This window comes from Pedobacter sp. KBW06, assembly GCF_003852525.1.
Lineage (GTDB): Bacteria > Bacteroidota > Bacteroidia > Sphingobacteriales > Sphingobacteriaceae > Pedobacter.
The window spans coordinates 494,875-512,977 of the sequence record NZ_QAJL01000001.1; the positions used below are offsets into that span (position 1 = coordinate 494,875).

Here is an 18,103-nt window from a genome sequence, read left to right on the forward strand (position 1 = left end):
AATCACATAAAATTAATCATTTTCCATAAAATAATCAGTAAATAACACTAACCATTGTCACAAAAATCATAAATACAGAGTTTTGTCGGAAATAAACGCAACATAAAAATGCTAACTAAAGAGAAAACTACCTCCGGTTTAACAGCTACCCTGGCCGACAAATTTGAACATTTATGGCACCTGGTAGGCAATACGCCTATGCTTGAACTTCATTACAACTATAAAAACAAAGCAGGAAAGATCTACGTTAAATGCGAACACTATAACCTTACGGGGAGTGTAAAAGACAGAATGGCACTGAACATCATGTACGAGGCCTATTGTTCCGGTGCGATCAACCCTGGCGATACCATCATTGAGGCCACCAGCGGAAATACAGGAATTGCCTTTGCCGCCATAGGACGTGCACTTGGCCATCCGGTTAAAATCATCATGCCCAACTGGTTGAGCAAGGAAAGAATAGACATCATCCGAAGCATGGGTGCAGAGGTGATCTTAGTGAGCAAAGAAGAAGGTGGTTTCCTGGGCAGCATCAAAATGTGTGAAGAACTGGCTGAAAAGGGAGGGGTATTTTTACCGAGACAATTTGAGAACCGCTACAATGAGGAAGCGCATGAAAAAACAACCGGAATGGAGATCTGGGAGCAATTAAAATCGATTGACCTGAGACCTGATGCTTTTGTAGCCGGAGTAGGCACGGGAGGAACCGTTATGGGCGTTGGCAAAAGATTAAAACAGCATCATCCCTCCATTAAAATACATCCATTGGAACCGGCTGAAAGTCCTACCCTGACCACAGGATATAAAGTAGGCAGTCACAGGATTCAGGGAATTTCTGATGAATTTATCCCAGAGATCGTAAAGCTGGATGAATTGGATGAAGTTATACAGGCAAATGATGGGGATTCAATCATTATGGCGCAGAAACTGGCAAAAGAGCTGGGACTTGCCGTAGGAATCTCTTCAGGTGCAAACGTGATTGGCGCCATTAAAATTAAAGAACAAATGGGCGATGATGCCGTTGTGGTGACCTTGCTCTGCGATAGCAATAAAAAATACCTGAGTACCGATCTGGTAAAAGAAGAAGCCGTTAAAGCATCCTTCCTTTCTACGGAGGTTAGCTTCACCGGATACCGCCCGATCTGTCGTTTAAAATAACAACCTAAACCAAATACCACCAATTAAATGAAACAATTCGTTCTATTCAGCCTCGGGCTATTATTTAGCCTTTCGGTAAGCAGCCAGATTCTGAAACCCGTAAAATGGAGTTATGCGGCAAAGAAAACCGGAAAAACAACTGCTGTATTATACCTTAAAGCCAGTATTGAAGATGGATGGCATCTGTATTCCCAGAACATGGCTGATGGCGGACCTATCAAAACCACATTCAGCTTTAGTCCGGCAAAAGCCTACCAGACCACGGGAAAAACCACGGAGCCCAAAGCAGTTGTAAAATTCGAAAAGTCCTTCAATATGAATGTGAGCTATTTTGAAAAATCAGTGATTTTCCAGCAGCAGGTTAAATTGACCGGAAGCGGAAACAATGCTGTGGTAAAAGGAAACGTTGAATTTATGGTTTGTAATGACCAGCAATGTCTTCCGCCAGAAACGGTAGAATTTTCAATTCCTGTAAAATAATAGCGATGGATTTAAGAAAATACAATACTGCTATCAAAACATTTGTTGTTGGATTTCTGCTGAGCATCAGCAGCCTGACCTATGCTCAGGCCCAGGGAACAGACAGCGCGTTAAGCGATCTGGAATTTACAGAGATCAGTCCGGATACTGCCCGGGTGATCAGTAAGGAAAAGGATTCCGCAATAGTTAAAGCTACAGATGCGACAGTGCATGAAGTAAACACTGCAGCAGACCCTAAAACTACAGCAGCACTTAAAACTGCGGGCTCAGAAAAGGAAAAAACGTTATGGGAAACGTTCATTGCAGGCTTATTTGGTGGTTTTCTCGCCTTCCTGATGCCCTGCATATTCCCGATGGTTCCGCTAACGGTAAGTTACTTTACCAAACGTGCCGGAAGCCGGCAAAAGGGCATCGGCCAGGCTTTGATCTATGGGCTGTCTATCATCGTCATCTATGTAGCATTTGGTTTGCTGATCACCATCTTCTTTGGTTCTGCAAAGTTGAATGAGCTCAGCAGCAGCGGTTGGTTTAACTTTGTGTTCTTCCTGCTCCTGCTCACTTTTGCCATTTCTTTTTTCGGCGCATTTGAGATTACCCTTCCAAGTTCACTCGTGAATAAAATAGATCAGAAAGCAGACGACAGTAAAGGCCTTGGAGGTATTTTCTTTATGGCGGCCTCACTGGCGCTCGTTTCCTTCTCCTGTACGGGACCGATAATCGGCACCTTATTGGTACAGGCAAGCTCAAAAGGAGAAATACTCGCCCCTGCGATCGGAATGTTTGGGTTCGCACTGGCACTTGCCCTGCCCTTTACTCTATCCGCCATATTTCCGGGATTTCTGAACAGTATGCCTAAATCAGGTGGCTGGTTAAATACCGTAAAAGTATGCCTGGGTTTTCTGGAACTTGCACTGGCCTTAAAATTCCTTTCGGCAGCAGATCTGGTATGGCATTGGGAATGGTTTGACAGGGAGATTTTCCTGGTGTTATGGATCGTCATCTTTGCATTGATGGGACTGTATATTCTTGGGAAACTTAAGTTTTCTCACGACAGTGATGTCAGCTACGTTTCTGTTCCAAGGTTATTTTTCGCCATCTTTTCTCTTTCCTTTGCCGTTTACCTGATTCCGGGCCTATGGGGAGCACCGGTGAATATATTAAGTGGGATCGCGCCGCCGATGAACACCCAGGATTTCATCCTGAACGGCAACGGATCATCATCCGCGAATGCCCCTGCTGCAGATTTTCCGGCGAAAGTTAAATACAGTGAGGTGTTAAAAGCACCTGTTGGCTTCAGTCCGTTTTTTGATTTAGACGAGGGTGTTGCCTATGCAAAGAAGGTCAATAAGCCTATCCTGATCGATTTCACCGGACATGCCTGTGTCAACTGTCGCAAGATGGAAGATAAGGTTTGGATAGACAAAGAAGTGGGCAGGATCATCAAAGAAAAATATGTACTCATTCAATTGTATGTGGATGAAAGAAATATAAAAATGCCAAAGGATAAGGTCCATTATTCTGAAATATTAAGAACAAGTACGGACGACCTGGGACGCTGGAACGGAGATTTCCAGGCCAGCAGATACGGATCAAATTCACAGCCGTTCTATGTTTTGGCAGGACATGACCTGAACCCTCTGGTTACACCAGGCGGGGCCATTTTTGATGCAAAACAATATGCAGCATACTTACAGAGCGGAGTTGATGCTTTTGATAAAAAGAAATCCGATTAAGCCTTTTGCCGGCTTGTCGGGGTTAGTTAATAGTTAAATAGGTAGTAAAGGAGGTGCCCGGTAATGGCCCTCCTTTTTTTAGTTATCTGTAATTGATCCTGTTTCCCTCTGTATCTCTCAGATAGGCAACTACCGATGCCGGAAGTTCGTTACTTTCTATTGGAAAACTCACCGAATCTGCCACATAGTCTTTTGTGGTATTTACCTTTTGAAAAATTTCAAACAAGGCAATTGGTTCCTGGTTAAAGCTAATGCAGGTACTGATGAAATGCATCTCCTCAATTCTATAATTCGTTTGTTTTAATTTTTCACCTATATCTTTCAGCCTTGAGATGAAGTGCCGCTGACGGATAAATGTATTGCTGTTCATGATGATAAAAATATAATCCGCATAGGACGTTATTTTCCCATAGTATTTATGGTTGTCCCCTCCGCTCCTTTCAATAAAATACTCGCCGGTAGATTCAGATTTATAAATCTCAACAGAAGAACGCCAGATTCTTTCTTCGTGGATTTTCTCCGGATTATCAGGCAGGTTCCGGTTAAAGGAATACCATAAGCCAACCAGCTCGTCCAGCAGTTTATGGTTAACTGTTGCTTTAGGAATGTCAATTTTCAAGTCGTTAAAACTGAAATCTGAGTGATGCGAATTGATGAAATCAATGTAGTTGTCGTAACCAAGCAACTGTACAATGCGGCTCAGCTTGCTCAAACTGGGTTTACTTGATCCACTCAGGTCCTTTTTCTTTTCGTAGGCTTTTAGCTTGTTGATCACCAAATGTTCATACAGATAATTTGAGCCGAATAAATCGCCTTCTTTATTGATTTTCTGTTTTCTGTTCCGTTCCTGCAACAGACCGTTTAATTCGTCAACGATATAGGTCCATTCGGACTTAGAGACATCTTTCCAGCTTTTTTTCTTTAGAAAGTTACTGGCCAGAAAATTCATCAGCTTCTCCAGGTGGAGCAGGTCTTCTTTATTCATAATACGAATATAAGATTAAAAGAATACGATATAATACAGCTGTAAGACTTTTATATTCTCTTATTTAATCAAGTTTGAGTAGAGAAACATAAAAGAAAGCTATAAAAATTAACACAGCAATAAATTAAACAACCTAAAACCAACAATCATGGACTATTATCAAATCTTTCTGAACTACTGGTGGATCTCCGCTACCCTGTTCACACTTTTGTTCTACAAATTCATCTTACGTGTTTTCCTGGGAATGGTCATCGTCCCCGAAAACAAAGTCGGACTGGTCACGAAGAAATTTGTGCTTTTCGGCAGAGACAAAGCCCTGCCCGATGGCCGTATCATTGCCACTAAGGGCGAGGCCGGCTTTCAGGCAAAAGCCCTTGCCCCTGGTCTTTACTGGGGCATGTGGCCATGGCAATACTCCGTAAACATGCAGGGCTTCACCATTATCCCCGAAGGGAAAATAGGATTAATCCTTGCCAATGATGGTGCAGAAATACCTACAGGCGCCATCCTTGCCCGCAGAGTGGAATCAGATAATTTTCAGGACACGGAAAAATTCCTGAACAACAACGGACAAAAAGGGCGTCAGACCTCTTACATCACTGCAGGAAGCTACCGCATCAACCTCTTTGCCTTTACGGTAACGATTGCCGACATGGTCAGCATCAACGAAAACATGGTCGGCATCGTGACGACACTGGACGGGCTTCCCATTGAGGGCGGACAAATTGCAGGAAAGCAAATTACCGGGCATAATAATTTTCAGGACATCGATGTCTTTCTAAAGAACAATGGTAACCGTGGTTTGCAGCCCAGCATCATTTTAGCAGGGAGTTACAACATCAATCCCTGGGCCATACAGATCGAAGAAATACCGATGACCGATGTGCCGATAGGATTCGTAGGTGTAGTGATCAGTTATATCGGAGAAGATGGCAAGGACGTCAGCGGGGAAAGTTTTAAACATGGCAATATCGTGAGCAAAGGCCAGCGTGGCGTTTGGATGGAAGCTTATGGCCCGGGCAAATACCCCTTCAATAAATACATCATGAAGGTAGAGCTCGTACCGACCACCAACCTGGTGCTCAACTGGGCCAATGCCAGGAACGAGTCGCATCAGCTGGACAAAAACCTGAGTACCATTACCGTCCGTTCCAGGGATGGTTTCCCTTTCAACCTGGATGTTTCCCAGATCATCCATATTCCAGCCACCGAAGCGCCAAAAGTAATTGCCCGTTTCGGCAGCATGAGCAACCTGGTAAGCCAGGTGCTGGAGCCCACCATCGGCAACTATTTCCGGAACTCTGCCCAGGACAGCGACGTGATCAGTTTCCTGATTACCCGTAAAGAAAGACAGCAATCGGCAAAAGAGCACATTAAAGCCGTGTTAGATGATTACAATGTCAATGCTGTAGATACGCTGATCGGCGACATTCTTCCTCCTGAATCTTTAATGAAAACCCTGACGGACCGTAAGATTGCCGAAGAAGAGCAAAAGACCTATCAGATCCAAAGAATGGCACAGGAACAACGCCAGGGTATGGAAAAAGAAACCGCCATCGCAGACATGCAGAAAGAAATTGTCAAAGCGCAACAAAACGTAGAGATTGCCCAGCGTACCGCTGATGCGACGGTAAAAAAAGCAGAAGGGGATGCCAATAGCTTAAAACTGCAGGTCGATGCAGAAGCAACCGCCACCAAAATGCGTGCTGGTGCCGAAGCGGAGGCCACCAAAGCCCGTGCCGGAGCGCAGGCAGAAGCAACCAGGCTGAACGCCAGTGCTGATGCGGAGAAAATCGCCAAAACAGGGCTGGCCGAAGCAGAGAAGATCATGGCCATCGGTAAGTCTACCGCAGATGCTTATGACCTGCAGGTAAAAGCCATGGGTGGCGATAACTTCACCAGGTTTAAAATCACCGAGGAGATTGGCAAAGGAAGGATTAAAATCATACCGGATCTCATCGTAAGTGGTGGCAATGGCAGTGATGGAAGCCTGAGCGGCCTGATGGGCATGCAGCTTATGCAAATGATGCAACAGGAAAAAGGAAAAACCAACGAAAAGTAAATCTTATGGACACCAAACTACAGCATCCTCCGGAAATGACCCCCGACCTGGCCCTTCATTTGCTCCAGGACGGGCATGAGCGATTCCAAAACGGGCATACTGCCCGCCGCAGCCTCTTACAGAAAGTGCAGGAAACCAAAGACGAGCCCAGACCATTTGCAGCCATACTGAGCTGCATGGATTCCCGGGTTGCCGCAGAACTGATCTTCGACCAAAGTATAGGCGATATTTTTAATATCCGGATCGCTGGCAACGTCGTTTCCCAACATATTCTCGGTTCCCTGGAATACGCGATCGCCACCGCTGGCGCCAAACTGATTGTTGTGATGGGACATACCAGTTGCGGCGCGGTGAAAGGTGCCTGCAACCATGTGATGATCGAAAACCTTTCAGGTTTGCTCAGAGAGGTAAAGATCAGCATTCCACAGGAGCTAACGGAAAATGACGACCGGACGGGAGAAAATGAATCTTTTGTCAACAAAGTCGCGGTACTTAATGTGTACCGCTCTGTACAGCAGATATTGGAGCAGAGCAGTACGATCAGGCAACTGGCAGATTCCGGAGAAATAAAAGTTGTCCCGGCGATGTATGATGTCTCCCTTGGTCAGGTCACCTTTTATCCCTAAAATATTACACGTTTTTTCTGCTAAATTTTATTTTAGACAATAATCTCCTGTTTTTTAAAGAAACTGTACTGATAATTATGGTAAATTGCGCCTACACACCAGGCCATTTTTTGAAACCTAAAACCATAACAAACCTTGAAACCATTATTTGCTTTGCTGGCAATGATGATGCTTCATCTGCATCTTCATGCCCAAATTGACACGAACTTAAAAGAAATTGAGATCATTGCAGTTAAATCAACTGTTAAAAACAACTCCGACAAACTGATTTACAATGTAGCGACCAGCATTACCGCTACCGGAACTGACGCTTTAAATGCACTTAGTAAGATTCCCGGAATAAAAATCGGCGATGCTGCGATTGGCATTGCCGGGAAAGGCAATGTCAGGGTAATGATCAATGACCAGATTGTACAGCTTTCCGGAATAGAGCTCACGCGATACTTAAAAACCATTCCCGCCGGACAAATTTCCAGAATAGAGCTCATTAAAAATCCGGGCGCCAACTATGATGCCGAAGGAAATGCCGGACTGATCAATATCATTACGAAAAAAAGCAATCAGCAAGGCTATCAGGTAAATATTCAGACCAGCGGAAAAAAATGGCTGCACAATCCGGCCAAAGTCTATAATACCCGTGGTTACCAGGCCGGAAATCTGGCAGGAGACATCAGCTATAATTCCAGCAGGTTATCGGCCCGGGCAGGGATTAATTTCGACCGCTCTCACCTGCTGGAGGGCTTTCGAACAGAATTAAGCTATCCTCAGCAAGCATGGATGCAATCTGATACCGGCGATTATAAATACCGAAACCTAAGCTATGAGGCTGGTCTGGACTATAAGCTCAGCTCCAAAGCATCCATAGGTGTCAATTATATGGGCGGAAAGAACACTTATGAAGGTTTCGACCATGTCTACAATACCTTTACCAGTCCGGGCAGCAGCAAGCCGGATTCCAGCATCAGGACGCTGGCGAGCTATTATCCTGTCTCCCGTATCAATTCCATCAATCTCCACAGTGTGGTAAATTTTGATACCAGCGGCAGAAAGCTCTTATTGAACGCAGACTATTTTAACCATTACCGTACTGATGTTTCTAATTTCGACAGCAAAAGCTACAGGCCGGATGGCAGTGCCAACCCCGGCGGAAATACCAGGTTCTATGACACCAATAAACAAAACATCAATATCTATACTTTTAAAGCAGATGCAATCCTGCCTACCTCTTTTGCCCAGTTTGCTTTTGGAGGAAAACTGAGTTTTATTGACAATTACAGCAATGCCTTTTATTATAATAAAAATCCGCAGAATGAACTCGTTTTTAATCCGGGCCTGAGCAGTGAATTTGATTACAATGAAAATACGCAGTCGCTCTATGCCAGCATGAACATAGACCGCAATGAATGGAAATATAAAGTGGGTCTCCGCACCGAACTGACGCAAACAAAAGGCTATTCTCCAATCCTTAAACAGAACACCAGCAATAATTATTTTAAGTTCTTCCCTTCCTTATCCGTCAATTACCAGCCAAATATCGATCATAACCTGGCCTTTAATTTCGGAAGACGCATCAACCGTCCTACTTTCTGGAACCTGAACCCTTATAAATCATTGTATACCGCCTATAGCTACGGACAAGGGAACCCCTATCTGCAGCCGGAGTACAACAGCAATTTCGAAGTATCACACAGCTATAAGAACATCCTCAGCTCCTCTTTATTTTTTAACATGACGGACAATGGATTCAGCAATGTCATCCTGGCTGATGCAGGTACCAATATTGTTTATACCACGCCTTTGAATTTCATCAAAACCTATCGCTATGGAATTTCGGAAAACCTGTCAATTCCACTGACCTCATGGCTGGACAACAACAACCAGGTGACGCTTTCTTATACCCATGCGAAATCGAAAATGGCCAATATTAAAGATGTGAAAGGTTTTGGCTTATACCTGGCCAGCAACAATAACATTTACCTGAATGAGCAAAAAACATTGGCCGCTGCTGTCAACTTCTGGTATCAGTTCCCGGAGGTAGACCACATCAGCAGAACAGATCGTTATTACAAGCTTGATCTGGGGATGAAAGCATCTGCTTTTAAAAAGAAGGTCGACCTTGCACTAACGGTTAATGACGTGTTTTTAAGCAGTGCACCTGCGATTACCACCACAGTGAACAGCATTAAACAGAAGTTTACTAATTTTCAGCTCAACCGTTTTGCCTTATTGAGCATCAGTTATCGTTTTGGAAACAGCAGTGCTAAATCGGGAGATAAAACGACCGGTAATGCGGAGGAACGCGGCCGGTTGTAATCGGTATTAAATAGAAAAAGCCCTCTCCTGATGATGGAAGAGGGCTTTTTTTTAGTTTTCTTTTCTCCTTACGCCAGTCAGGTTAAACTGGCTGTTGATTTGCCCGGTCAGGTTGTCGGCATCTTTTTTCAGGAGGTTCATATCCACTTCACCGCTGCTGTGGTCAAATTTCACAGTCACCACCGAATCTTTCAGGGAAACCTCCGTAAAAGGCATGTCTTTTTGCTCGGCTTTATCGGTAATGCTGCCGCTGAGTTTTCCATCTTTCAGTTCAAACTTCAGCAGTGCTTCTTTATCTCCCTCCGGCAGGCCCTTGATGAGGATATCCCACTTACCAACAAAGTAAGTTTCATTTTTCTGGGCCTGAACTTCATGGGCAAAAAATAATAGTAAAACAAAAGAGAAAACGAAACTTACTTTTTTCATAACGGGTAGATTATAGGGTTTATATTTACCTAAATATAAAAAATATTCAGGTAAATATAATTCAGTTCATCATCATTAAATTGTTAATTGTCTGTTAGTTGACATCCCAGAAGATCCGGCTTGTAAACTGATCTATAATTCCCTGAGCCCTGATATTGTCTGGATTTGAGCTCAACTCTGAGGTTGGGTATAACAACCTTACCGGCAGTTTATCGGGTCTGGTCGAATTTGATTCCAGGGAAGCCGGCAGATTTTTAGGAAATCCGGTCCTTCTGTATTCGTTCCATCCTTCGATGTTGTTCACCGCATTCAGTGCCAGGTATTTCTGATAAATGATCGTTTCCTGTTTATTCGGAGAAGCGGCAAAATCAATCAGCGGGTTTCCGGGATTCGACGCTAAATAGGTATTCGCATCTATCACTGCCTGCGCAGCTGTTAATGTTGCCGAGCCTTTGTACAAATATTGATAAGATTTCTGAACACCATCCGTATATTCGGCCTGTCCGTTCCCTCCTGAGATCAGGTTTCTGGCTTTTGCTTCTGCCTGAAGGAAAGAACTTTCTGCAGCAAGCATCAGCACCGCAGGCATGTCAAAGGACTTAAATATCCCTCCGGCAAAGGCCGATAGTTTGGTATGTGCCAGGGGTGCATTTTCGCCGAGTACAACGCCAACGTAAGCGCCACCAACCTTGGTATACAACCTTGTCACACGGTTGTCCTTCACCGCATTTACGTATTGGCTGATGATAAAGGTTGTTCCCCTCACATATTTGGAGTTGTTGGTTGCCACATCTGTAGCAGAAAGGTTATAGCTTTCCCAGAATGGGTTTAGCTTTCCGGAGCTTTTCAAATATCCCGGATTGCTCGTGACATCCTCAGTAATATAGGCAGCCGCAGTGGTAGGAAGCTTGGCAAATTCAGCAGCCAGTGCCCCCTGCAAAGCAGGCACCTGTGATTGTCTGAGCAAAACGCGTAACCTCAATGTATTGGCCAGTTGTTTCCATTTGCTCATGGCTCCTTTAAATACGATGTCATCTGCCGGCTTCACGGGAGGCGTGTTGGCAGTTCCCCCGTCGATCAGGGCAACCGCAGCGGTCAGCTGTACATTCAGGTCTGTATAGATGGCTTCTGCCTTATCATATTCCGGCTTTAGGTTTTCGCTTCCCTGCAGCGCCTTTGAATAAGGCAGGTTCCCATATTGATCCACCAGTTGCTGGAACCAGAAAGCTTTCATGATCTTTGCGATGGCAGCATGGTAAACCAAACCCTTTTCTGTTCCTTTCTTTTCGATATAATAGAAATCTTCCAGGTTCCGGTAGGTATCGTTCCACAATGCCTGGTAGGAATTGGAGGTATAGGAATAGGTTCTTTCTGCATCAAAACCGTTTACAGTTCCTGTTTTCCCGAAATAGCCGCCAGTCCAGCCACCAAAAGCATTATAATCGCGGGAATAGATCAAAGCCGCAGTATTTAATGCGCCGGGTAAAATGGATTCAGGCGTAGCCGCGAGAATGTTATTTGGGTTCGTATTGATGTCAAGATAGTTCTTCTCACAACCTGTAAACAACAGCATTGTTGTCAGCATTGCGATGATGTGATATGATGTTTTCATGAGTTAAATGCTAAAAAGTGAATGAGATGTTTCCTCCGTAAAATCTGGTTGGCGGCGTTTGCGCATTGGTATTGATCCCTACCCCGTTTCCGGACGTAAAACTGTATTCCGGATCGGTATAGATGTTTTCCTTAGGCAGGACCGTCAGCAGGTTCCTGGCCATCACACCGATGGTTGCTGATTTGATGATCCTCGTTTTCGACATCCATTTGGCAGGAAGCTGATAAGATAAGGTCACCTCTCTGATTTTAAAATACCTTCCTGAGGTCACATAGTTCTCTCCGATCCCGCGGTTGGCTGCTGAATTGGCCCAGAATTCTGCTCCCCCAGGTGTTTTAACGCTGGTATTTGGCACATAATTTCCATTGGCATCTTTAACCGATGAATTCGGCATAATGAAGGGCTCACGGTTATAGGTGGTACTTCTGGTACCACTTCCGGTAAAGTCAAGGTCTGCCCCGATGGAGTTGTAAATGTTATAACCGGTCCGGAATTCCAGCACCGCGGCTAAGCTCAGGCCTGCATAACGTAAAGTCGTATTCATTCCGAAAAGGTGTTTGGGGTTTGTATTTCCAAATTCCTTCAGTTCAGGATCCTTTGAAGGCATTCCTGCCGAATTCAGGATGATCCGGTTCTCTGCATCTCTTAAATAGGCTGTTCCTTTAAGAATTGGAAAGGGCTTACCTACGACTGCATAAACCTGGGTATTTCCACCCGTGGTCAGGGCGATCTCCGGCAAACCATCATTTAGAGAAATCACCTTATTGTCTCTGTAGTTGTAGTTAAAGGCGATGTCCCAGCGCACTTTCCCAGCTCTGAACGGAGCCAGCTTTAAATCAAACTCAAATCCGTTGTTAGACAATTCTCCTGCATTCAGCAGGTATCTTGAAAAGCCGGAAGCAAAGGAAATGGCACCGGTGAGGGTCTGATCTACGGATTTCTGCTTGTAATAACTCGCTTCAACGATGATGGCATTCTGTAAAAATCCAAGCTCAATACCCAGCTCTAAGGAAGTGGTAAACTCAGGGGTAAGGTCTGTATTCACCAGGGTATTTCCAATGGTCAGTGCCGTTAATGATCCGTAAGGAAAACCACTTGCCGTACCGAAAGTCGGATCTAAGCGGTAGGCCCCAAAATCACTGGCATTTCCCAGGTTGACTTGTCCTACTTTAGAATAACCGGCTCTTAATTTCGCGAAGTTCAATATTTTATTGCCTTTAAGGGCAGCAAATGCTGTGGTAGGGATGAAAGAGATATCGGCGCTTGGATAGAAAAAGGAACGGTTCTTTTTACTTAGAATAGAAACCCAGTCATTTCTACCCGTTGCATGCAGAAACACATAGTCTTTATAACCTACTGTTAAATCTCCAAATACGGAATAAGAACGTTTTCTATAATTGAGCTCAGACCCCGACAACTCTCCCAGCCTGTTTGACACATTGAACACACCCGGAACATTTAATGCATTTGCGGTAACGGACTGTTCTTTGGAAGTTCCCTGATTGATGTTATTTCCCAGGATTAATTTGGTGGTAAAATCGGAGAAATCCTTTTTAATATTGATAAACAAATCGGAATTCACGCGGGTAGAAAAAGAACTTTCATCGTTTACATTCCCTGCGATATCGGCCTTGCTTCCTTCATCATTTGCCAAAGTATAAGGGCTGTAATTGAATTTTTCCTCCCAATCTTTTGAGGATGCATTGGAGGTATTGATCCCCAGGCGGTAGTCAAAACTCAACCAGGACAGCGCTTTCAGGTTGAGGTCGATATTGCTGTTCAGGTAATCATTTCTGCCCAGCGTCCGGTTGTTGTCAATCTGGTAATAAGGATTGCGGTAAAAACCGTTTGCATATCCGTTAGGGTTTGCAAATTTATTGTTTCTCCAATCTTTATAATCGGTAATCGGGATAAAACTTGGGGTATTGAAGACGTTCCAGTACACTGCAGCAAGTCCTCTGTCGGTTCTGTTTTGCGTATAGCTGACATTGAAACCTGCCGTAAGTTTGCCCATATTTTTTGAGGTATTCAAACGAAAGGTATTTCTGTTGTACCGGTCTTTCGGAGTGATTCCGGCAATTTTCAGGTTCAGGGCAGAGAAATAAATATTCTCTTTTTCATTTCCGGAGGATAGGGAAATGTTGTTCTGAATGTTGTGCCCGAGTTCAAAGAATTTCTTTTTCTCCCCTACCCGGTTCTCATAGGTAATTTGCTGGATCGATCCGTCTTCCAGTTTTTGCCCTACATTGACTAATTTTCCATCATATGGCGGCCCATATTGCTGATTTTCTATAGGGTCATAGACACCTGGCGTACCATTTGTTGAGCCGCTGCCAAACCTTCCCTGAAATTCAGGAAGAAAAGAAAGCTGTTCAAACTGTGTGCTGTTGCCCACAGTCACCCTCAACCCGCCGGCAGTTCCTTTTTTTGTGGTGATGATCAGTGCCCCGTTGGAAGCCGAAGAGCCATATAAAGCAGAGGCATTTGCCCCTTTCAGTACCGATACATTGTCCACATCATCGGCGTTTAGAGAAGACAATACTGCCGAAGGAACAGGAACACCATCCAATACGATCAGGGCTTCATTGTTTCCGAGGATAGACCTGTTTCCACGAAGGATTACTTTTACTCCGGGGTTAACACCATTGTTAATGGTGGTGATCTGAAGCCCTGAAACTTTACCGGCAAGTCCGGAAACGACGTTTGTTACTTTTGCCTGGTTAATTTTATCACCTTTAACGGTTTCATTTGCATAGCCCAGCTCCCTTGCTTTCCGGGTAATCCCTCCGGCGGTAACCACTACTTCCGACAGCTCCCGTTCATCTTCTTCCATATTTAAAGTATAAGAATTTGAGTTTCCGATCGGAACCTCCAGATTGCGGTATCCCAGGGAGCGTACCAGCAGTACCGTTGCTCCTTTAGGGACATTGAGGGAGAATTTTCCCGCGGCATTTGTTTGTGTGGCAATTTTAGTTCCCTTAACCGAAACCGTTGCCCCGGGAATTGGGAGCTGGTCTGTTTTACTATAAACCACTCCGGTAATCGTACGGTCGGCCATGGTCATGCTTCTTTCCCTGATGACGATTGCATTGTCTTTTATTTCGTATTCCAATGCCTGATTGTCCATGCAGCGGTCTAAAACCTCCGTTAATATGGCATTGCTGACGCTGATGTTTATTTTACCTGATAACTTATGCAGAGGAGCGGCGTATACGAAATCATAGCCACTTTGTTTTCTGATTTCCCTGAAGACTTCTGTAAGGGAAGCGTCGATTTTGGACATGCGGATTCTTTGAGTGGACAAGACAGCCGCTGCATCGAGAAAGCAGAAGTTCAGCAAAAGAACAAGGGCTATTTTAGAATAACGCATAAAAACCGGCTTTGCATTTTGCAAAAACGGCAGATCTGCACAGGTAGAATACCTGTGCTTTAATAACGTAAAAAATTTCATACTAATGGTTTTAGGCCTTGAGTGGTTCTTGGCCAGTGGTTTAGGTCAGTTAATTATTTTCTCCGAAAGAGCTGGAGCGCAAGCCCTGGTGAAGGTCCGGCGGAGCGTCCGGATGATGTAGATTTATTCCATCGGAAAGTCCTCCTTTCCGGCAACTGGCATTTCTTTTTTCGTCTCTCTCATATTCTTGCAGGTTTGAGTGTATAAATGCGGTGCATTCAAACCCTAAAGACGAAGAAGCAAGCTCATGGGGGTAAAGAAAATAAAAAAATAATAGAAATATTTTCCCAAGCCTTACACGTAAAACCCGGAGCGCGTTATTAACTGTAGTTTTTACCGTTTGTTCTGAAATATTCAATACTACGGCGATTTCCTTATGAGAAAGGAAACCTTTGCGGCTCATCTCAAAGATCTCGCGGGTGCGGGCGGGCAAATCGGCCAGTTCCCGTTCAATGATGGCCGAAAGCTGGTGTTGCCTCACCATGTGGTCTGTAGTCACCTGGCCTTCTTCTGCAAAACGCTGGATCGACACCACATATTCCTGCTTCAGGTATTTCCTCGCCAGAAGGTCAAAGATTCTGTTTCTTACAGACATGTACAGGTAACCGGAGAGGGTACTGTTAAAAGTAGTTTCCCCATGTTTCTGCCAAAGTGCGGTAAAGATTTCCTGCACAATATCCCGGCATTCTTCCCTGTCCTGAAGCCGCTTAAAAGCATGAATATATAAGGCAGCATGGTAACGGTTGTATATTTCTGAATAAGCCCCTGCATCTCCCTTACGAAGAAGCTCCGACAGTTCCAGGTCTGTAAATTTATGATATGGTCCCTTCATTTTCCTGATATTTATGCTGCAATTCGTTTGATTGTTTTCAGGCCCCTGATGTGAACCAGGGGCCTGTAAGTGTGGTGGGGTGAAAAGGGGAACTTAGCGGGTCACGATCACCTTCCTTCCTTCTATTGTAAAATGGACCTGCCCGGTATGCTCCAAAAGCTCCAGAACTTCATTAAGCTTTTTGGACCTGGAAACTTCCCCGCCAAAGACGACTGCAGGAATGGCTCCTTTATATTCAATGTCTACATTATACCAGCGGGAAAGCTTCTTCATGATGCGCTGAATACTTTCGTTATTAAAATAGAAATTGCCGTTTTTCCAATCGACGATCGTCTCCAGATCAACATCCAGCACTTCTATACCTGCTCCAAGAACGGATTGTTGTCCGGGTTTCAGGATTCGAAATCCTGCGGCCTTACCCATCATTTTTACCTTGATGCTTCCTTTCAGTAAGGTTGTTTTCGTAAAACCGTCATCGTCATAACTGTTCACGTTAAAATGTGTGCCCAGCACTTCTACTTCCTGCTGGTTGCTGATCACTTTAAAGGGCCTCTTTTTATCCGGGGCAACTTCAAAATAAGCCTCACCTGTGAGCTTTACCGTACGTGCATCTGATGGATTAAAAGCGGAAGGAAACCTAAGGGATGAGGCCGAGTTGAGCCAGACCCTGGAACCATCCGGAAGTACCACCTGATATTGCCCGCCTATCGGGGTTTCCACGGTATTATAAGAGATCAGTTCGTCATGAGTGGCTCCTTTTCCCGTCAGCTCGTACTTCAGCTGTCCGTCGGCTGTTTTCGAAATCACCAGGCCAGACTCCTTCGCAACTTCCCCTTTTCCGATATCCGTTAAGGAGATCCGGGCACCGTTTGACAAGGTCAGAATCGCTTTTTGTCCGCCCGGGACGATTTCCGGCGCAGGAACTTTTGCCATTTTCTTTTCGCTCTCCTGATCAGCTCCCCTATTTAAATAAAAGGAAATTCCTGCCGCAACGATGAACAGGACAACTGCTGCTGCCATGACTTTAGGCCATAGGTCCAGCCTTTTCTGATCCGCTTTCAAATCCGGTGTATGTGCCTTGATTAAAAGTAAGTCGCTCCTCAGGTCCTGACTCGTTAATCCGAGAGGCCGTTCCTGATTCCATTGAGTATACCAGCCCTCTAAAAAAGCATTTTCCTCAGGACTGGAATTTCCTTCAGCATACTTTCTTAAGAGGCTTTTTATTTTCGCTTCTTCCATGTCCTTTATGATGAATGTATAGATGTTTTGTTTTTCAAGCACTAAAGACGAACAAAGCAGATCATGGGGGTAAAGAAAATAAAAGTATTTATTCATGCAAACTATTTAACCCGAATCTTGTTTATTCAGGAGACGGATTAAATCATTAAAAACACAATTATGGGCCTACTTAAATCTCTTCTCATCGGTGCCGCAGTTTATGGGGCAGTTAAATATGTCACAAAAAAAGGTGTCAATGGCAAATCTCTTGTAGATGAGCTGAAAGAGCAGGCACCGGAATGGCTGGATAAGGCTAAGGAATTTGGAAACGATGTCAAACAACAGTATCGCCAAGCCACTGATCCTTATACAGAATAAGTATTTTTTTTACCGCTAATGACCCCTGCTATAGACCAATAGCGGGGTTTTCTTTTTTCAGGCCCGATCAGTTGAGGATTTAATTTATACGCTTGAGTTGCAAATTTAGTCAGCTGGGTCTCTTTCCCGTCCCGGCCGGTGGGAACATTCCCTATCATTGCATCAACAAAATAAATAATCATGAAGAAGTTATTATTATCAACTGTAATGGTTTTGAGTATCGGAGCTGTTAAGGCCCAGAAGATTGAACTGATTCCTAAGGCAGGGATCAGCATCAGCAAACAATCCATCAGCAACATGAATGGAGAGAAAAACAAAGTAGGTTTCACTGCCGGATTAGGGGTTAATTTTCAGGTTGCCAAAAGTGATTTTTCCATCCAGCCGGAGTTAAACTATGTGAGCGAAGGAACGAAAATTAAGAACGGAAACATCACGGTAAAACAAAATCTGAACTACCTGGAATTGCCGGTACTGGCGAAATACAGCTTTGGACCAGTTTACGTAAATGCAGGTCCATCCATCTCTCTTTTATTATCTGACAAAGACAAATTGCAGGCATTTTATGGAGGTAAAGTTCAGAAATTAGACTTTGGAATCCAGATGGGTGCAGGTGTAGCAATTCCTGCAGGTCCCGGAAAATTCATCGTAGACGGCAGATATGCCCTTGGATTAACAGACCTCAGCAAAGCGGCTAACAAAGTTAAAAACAGAGGAATTATTGCCACCATCGGATATGCAATCCCTTTGTAAACCTTATTAATTGATTTTCTCAAAGCAGGTCGGATTGTGGGCATAAAACCACAATCCGATCTGCTGTTTTCCAAAAAAA

Annotated in this window: 14 protein-coding genes; 8 read left to right on the plus strand and 6 right to left on the minus strand. The window is 44.3% G+C overall.

The genetic code is table 11. The features are described 5' to 3' along the window. Window positions 1–108: 108 nt before the first annotated feature. From DBR43_RS01980 to DBR43_RS01990, 3 genes are read left to right on the plus strand one after another with little or no spacing between them, the layout of a single operon-like run. Complete coding sequence (locus DBR43_RS01980; RefSeq protein WP_124577409.1) at window positions 109–1,158, plus strand: PLP-dependent cysteine synthase family protein; 1,050 nt, start codon at window positions 109–111, stop codon at window positions 1,156–1,158. A gap of 27 nt (window positions 1,159–1,185) precedes the next feature. Next, the gene (locus tag DBR43_RS01985; protein ID WP_124577411.1) at window positions 1,186–1,638 is read left to right on the plus strand and encodes a protein-disulfide reductase DsbD domain-containing protein; all 453 of its coding nucleotides are present in this window, start codon (window positions 1,186–1,188) and stop codon (window positions 1,636–1,638) included. Between the two features lie 5 nt (window positions 1,639–1,643). Next, complete coding sequence (locus tag DBR43_RS01990; protein ID WP_124577413.1) at window positions 1,644–3,371, plus strand: protein-disulfide reductase DsbD family protein; 1,728 nt, start codon at window positions 1,644–1,646, stop codon at window positions 3,369–3,371. Between the two features lie 82 nt (window positions 3,372–3,453). On the opposite strand, the gene DBR43_RS01995 is transcribed toward DBR43_RS01990, so the two are convergent. Next, complete coding sequence (locus tag DBR43_RS01995; RefSeq protein ID WP_124577415.1) at window positions 3,454–4,356, minus strand: hypothetical protein; 903 nt, start codon at window positions 4,354–4,356, stop codon at window positions 3,454–3,456. 148 nt (window positions 4,357–4,504) lie between these two features. Here DBR43_RS01995 and DBR43_RS02000 point away from each other — a divergent pair, with 148 nt between their 5' ends. The 3 genes from DBR43_RS02000 (at window position 4,505) to DBR43_RS02010 (ending at window position 9,357) form a co-directional block, all read left to right on the plus strand. After that, window positions 4,505–6,418: an SPFH domain-containing protein gene (locus tag DBR43_RS02000; protein ID WP_124577416.1), complete on the plus strand. Its 1,914-nt coding sequence runs from the start codon at window positions 4,505–4,507 to the stop codon at window positions 6,416–6,418. A gap of 5 nt (window positions 6,419–6,423) precedes the next feature. Then, on the plus strand, window positions 6,424–7,044 hold the full coding sequence (locus DBR43_RS02005) for a carbonic anhydrase (RefSeq protein ID WP_124577417.1): 621 nt from the start codon (window positions 6,424–6,426) through the stop codon (window positions 7,042–7,044). Window positions 7,045–7,179: 135 nt separating this feature from the next. Next, window positions 7,180–9,357 carry an outer membrane beta-barrel family protein gene (locus DBR43_RS02010; protein ID WP_124577419.1) on the plus strand — a complete coding sequence of 726 codons (2,178 nt, stop codon included), beginning with the start codon at window positions 7,180–7,182 and terminating at the stop codon, window positions 9,355–9,357. Window positions 9,358–9,408: 51 nt separating this feature from the next. Here DBR43_RS02010 and DBR43_RS02015 read toward each other — a convergent pair whose 3' ends face one another. The 5 genes from DBR43_RS02015 to DBR43_RS02035 form a co-directional block, all read right to left on the minus strand. Continuing rightward, window positions 9,409–9,783: a hypothetical protein gene (locus DBR43_RS02015; RefSeq protein ID WP_124577421.1), complete on the minus strand. Its 375-nt coding sequence runs from the start codon at window positions 9,781–9,783 to the stop codon at window positions 9,409–9,411. 94 nt (window positions 9,784–9,877) lie between these two features. Continuing rightward, a complete protein-coding gene (locus DBR43_RS02020; RefSeq protein WP_124577423.1) occupies window positions 9,878–11,395 on the minus strand; it encodes a SusD/RagB family nutrient-binding outer membrane lipoprotein in 1,518 nt (505 codons plus the stop codon). Between the two features lie 10 nt (window positions 11,396–11,405). Continuing rightward, window positions 11,406–14,846, minus strand: a complete 3,441-nt coding sequence (locus tag DBR43_RS02025) for a SusC/RagA family TonB-linked outer membrane protein (RefSeq protein WP_124577425.1) — start codon at window positions 14,844–14,846, stop codon at window positions 11,406–11,408. 49 nt (window positions 14,847–14,895) lie between these two features. After that, a complete protein-coding gene (locus tag DBR43_RS02030) occupies window positions 14,896–15,678 on the minus strand; it encodes an RNA polymerase sigma factor (RefSeq protein WP_124577427.1) in 783 nt (260 codons plus the stop codon). Window positions 15,679–15,771: 93 nt separating this feature from the next. Further along, window positions 15,772–17,013: a FecR family protein gene (locus tag DBR43_RS02035; RefSeq protein WP_124577429.1), complete on the minus strand. Its 1,242-nt coding sequence runs from the start codon at window positions 17,011–17,013 to the stop codon at window positions 15,772–15,774. 63 nt (window positions 17,014–17,076) lie between these two features. Between DBR43_RS02035 and DBR43_RS02040 the strand changes: the two genes are divergently transcribed. Beyond that, complete coding sequence (locus DBR43_RS02040) at window positions 17,077–17,274, plus strand: YtxH domain-containing protein (RefSeq protein WP_124577431.1); 198 nt, start codon at window positions 17,077–17,079, stop codon at window positions 17,272–17,274. Between the two features lie 180 nt (window positions 17,275–17,454). Beyond that, window positions 17,455–18,024, plus strand: a complete 570-nt coding sequence (locus tag DBR43_RS02045) for a porin family protein (protein ID WP_124577433.1) — start codon at window positions 17,455–17,457, stop codon at window positions 18,022–18,024. Window positions 18,025–18,103: the final 79 nt, after the last annotated feature.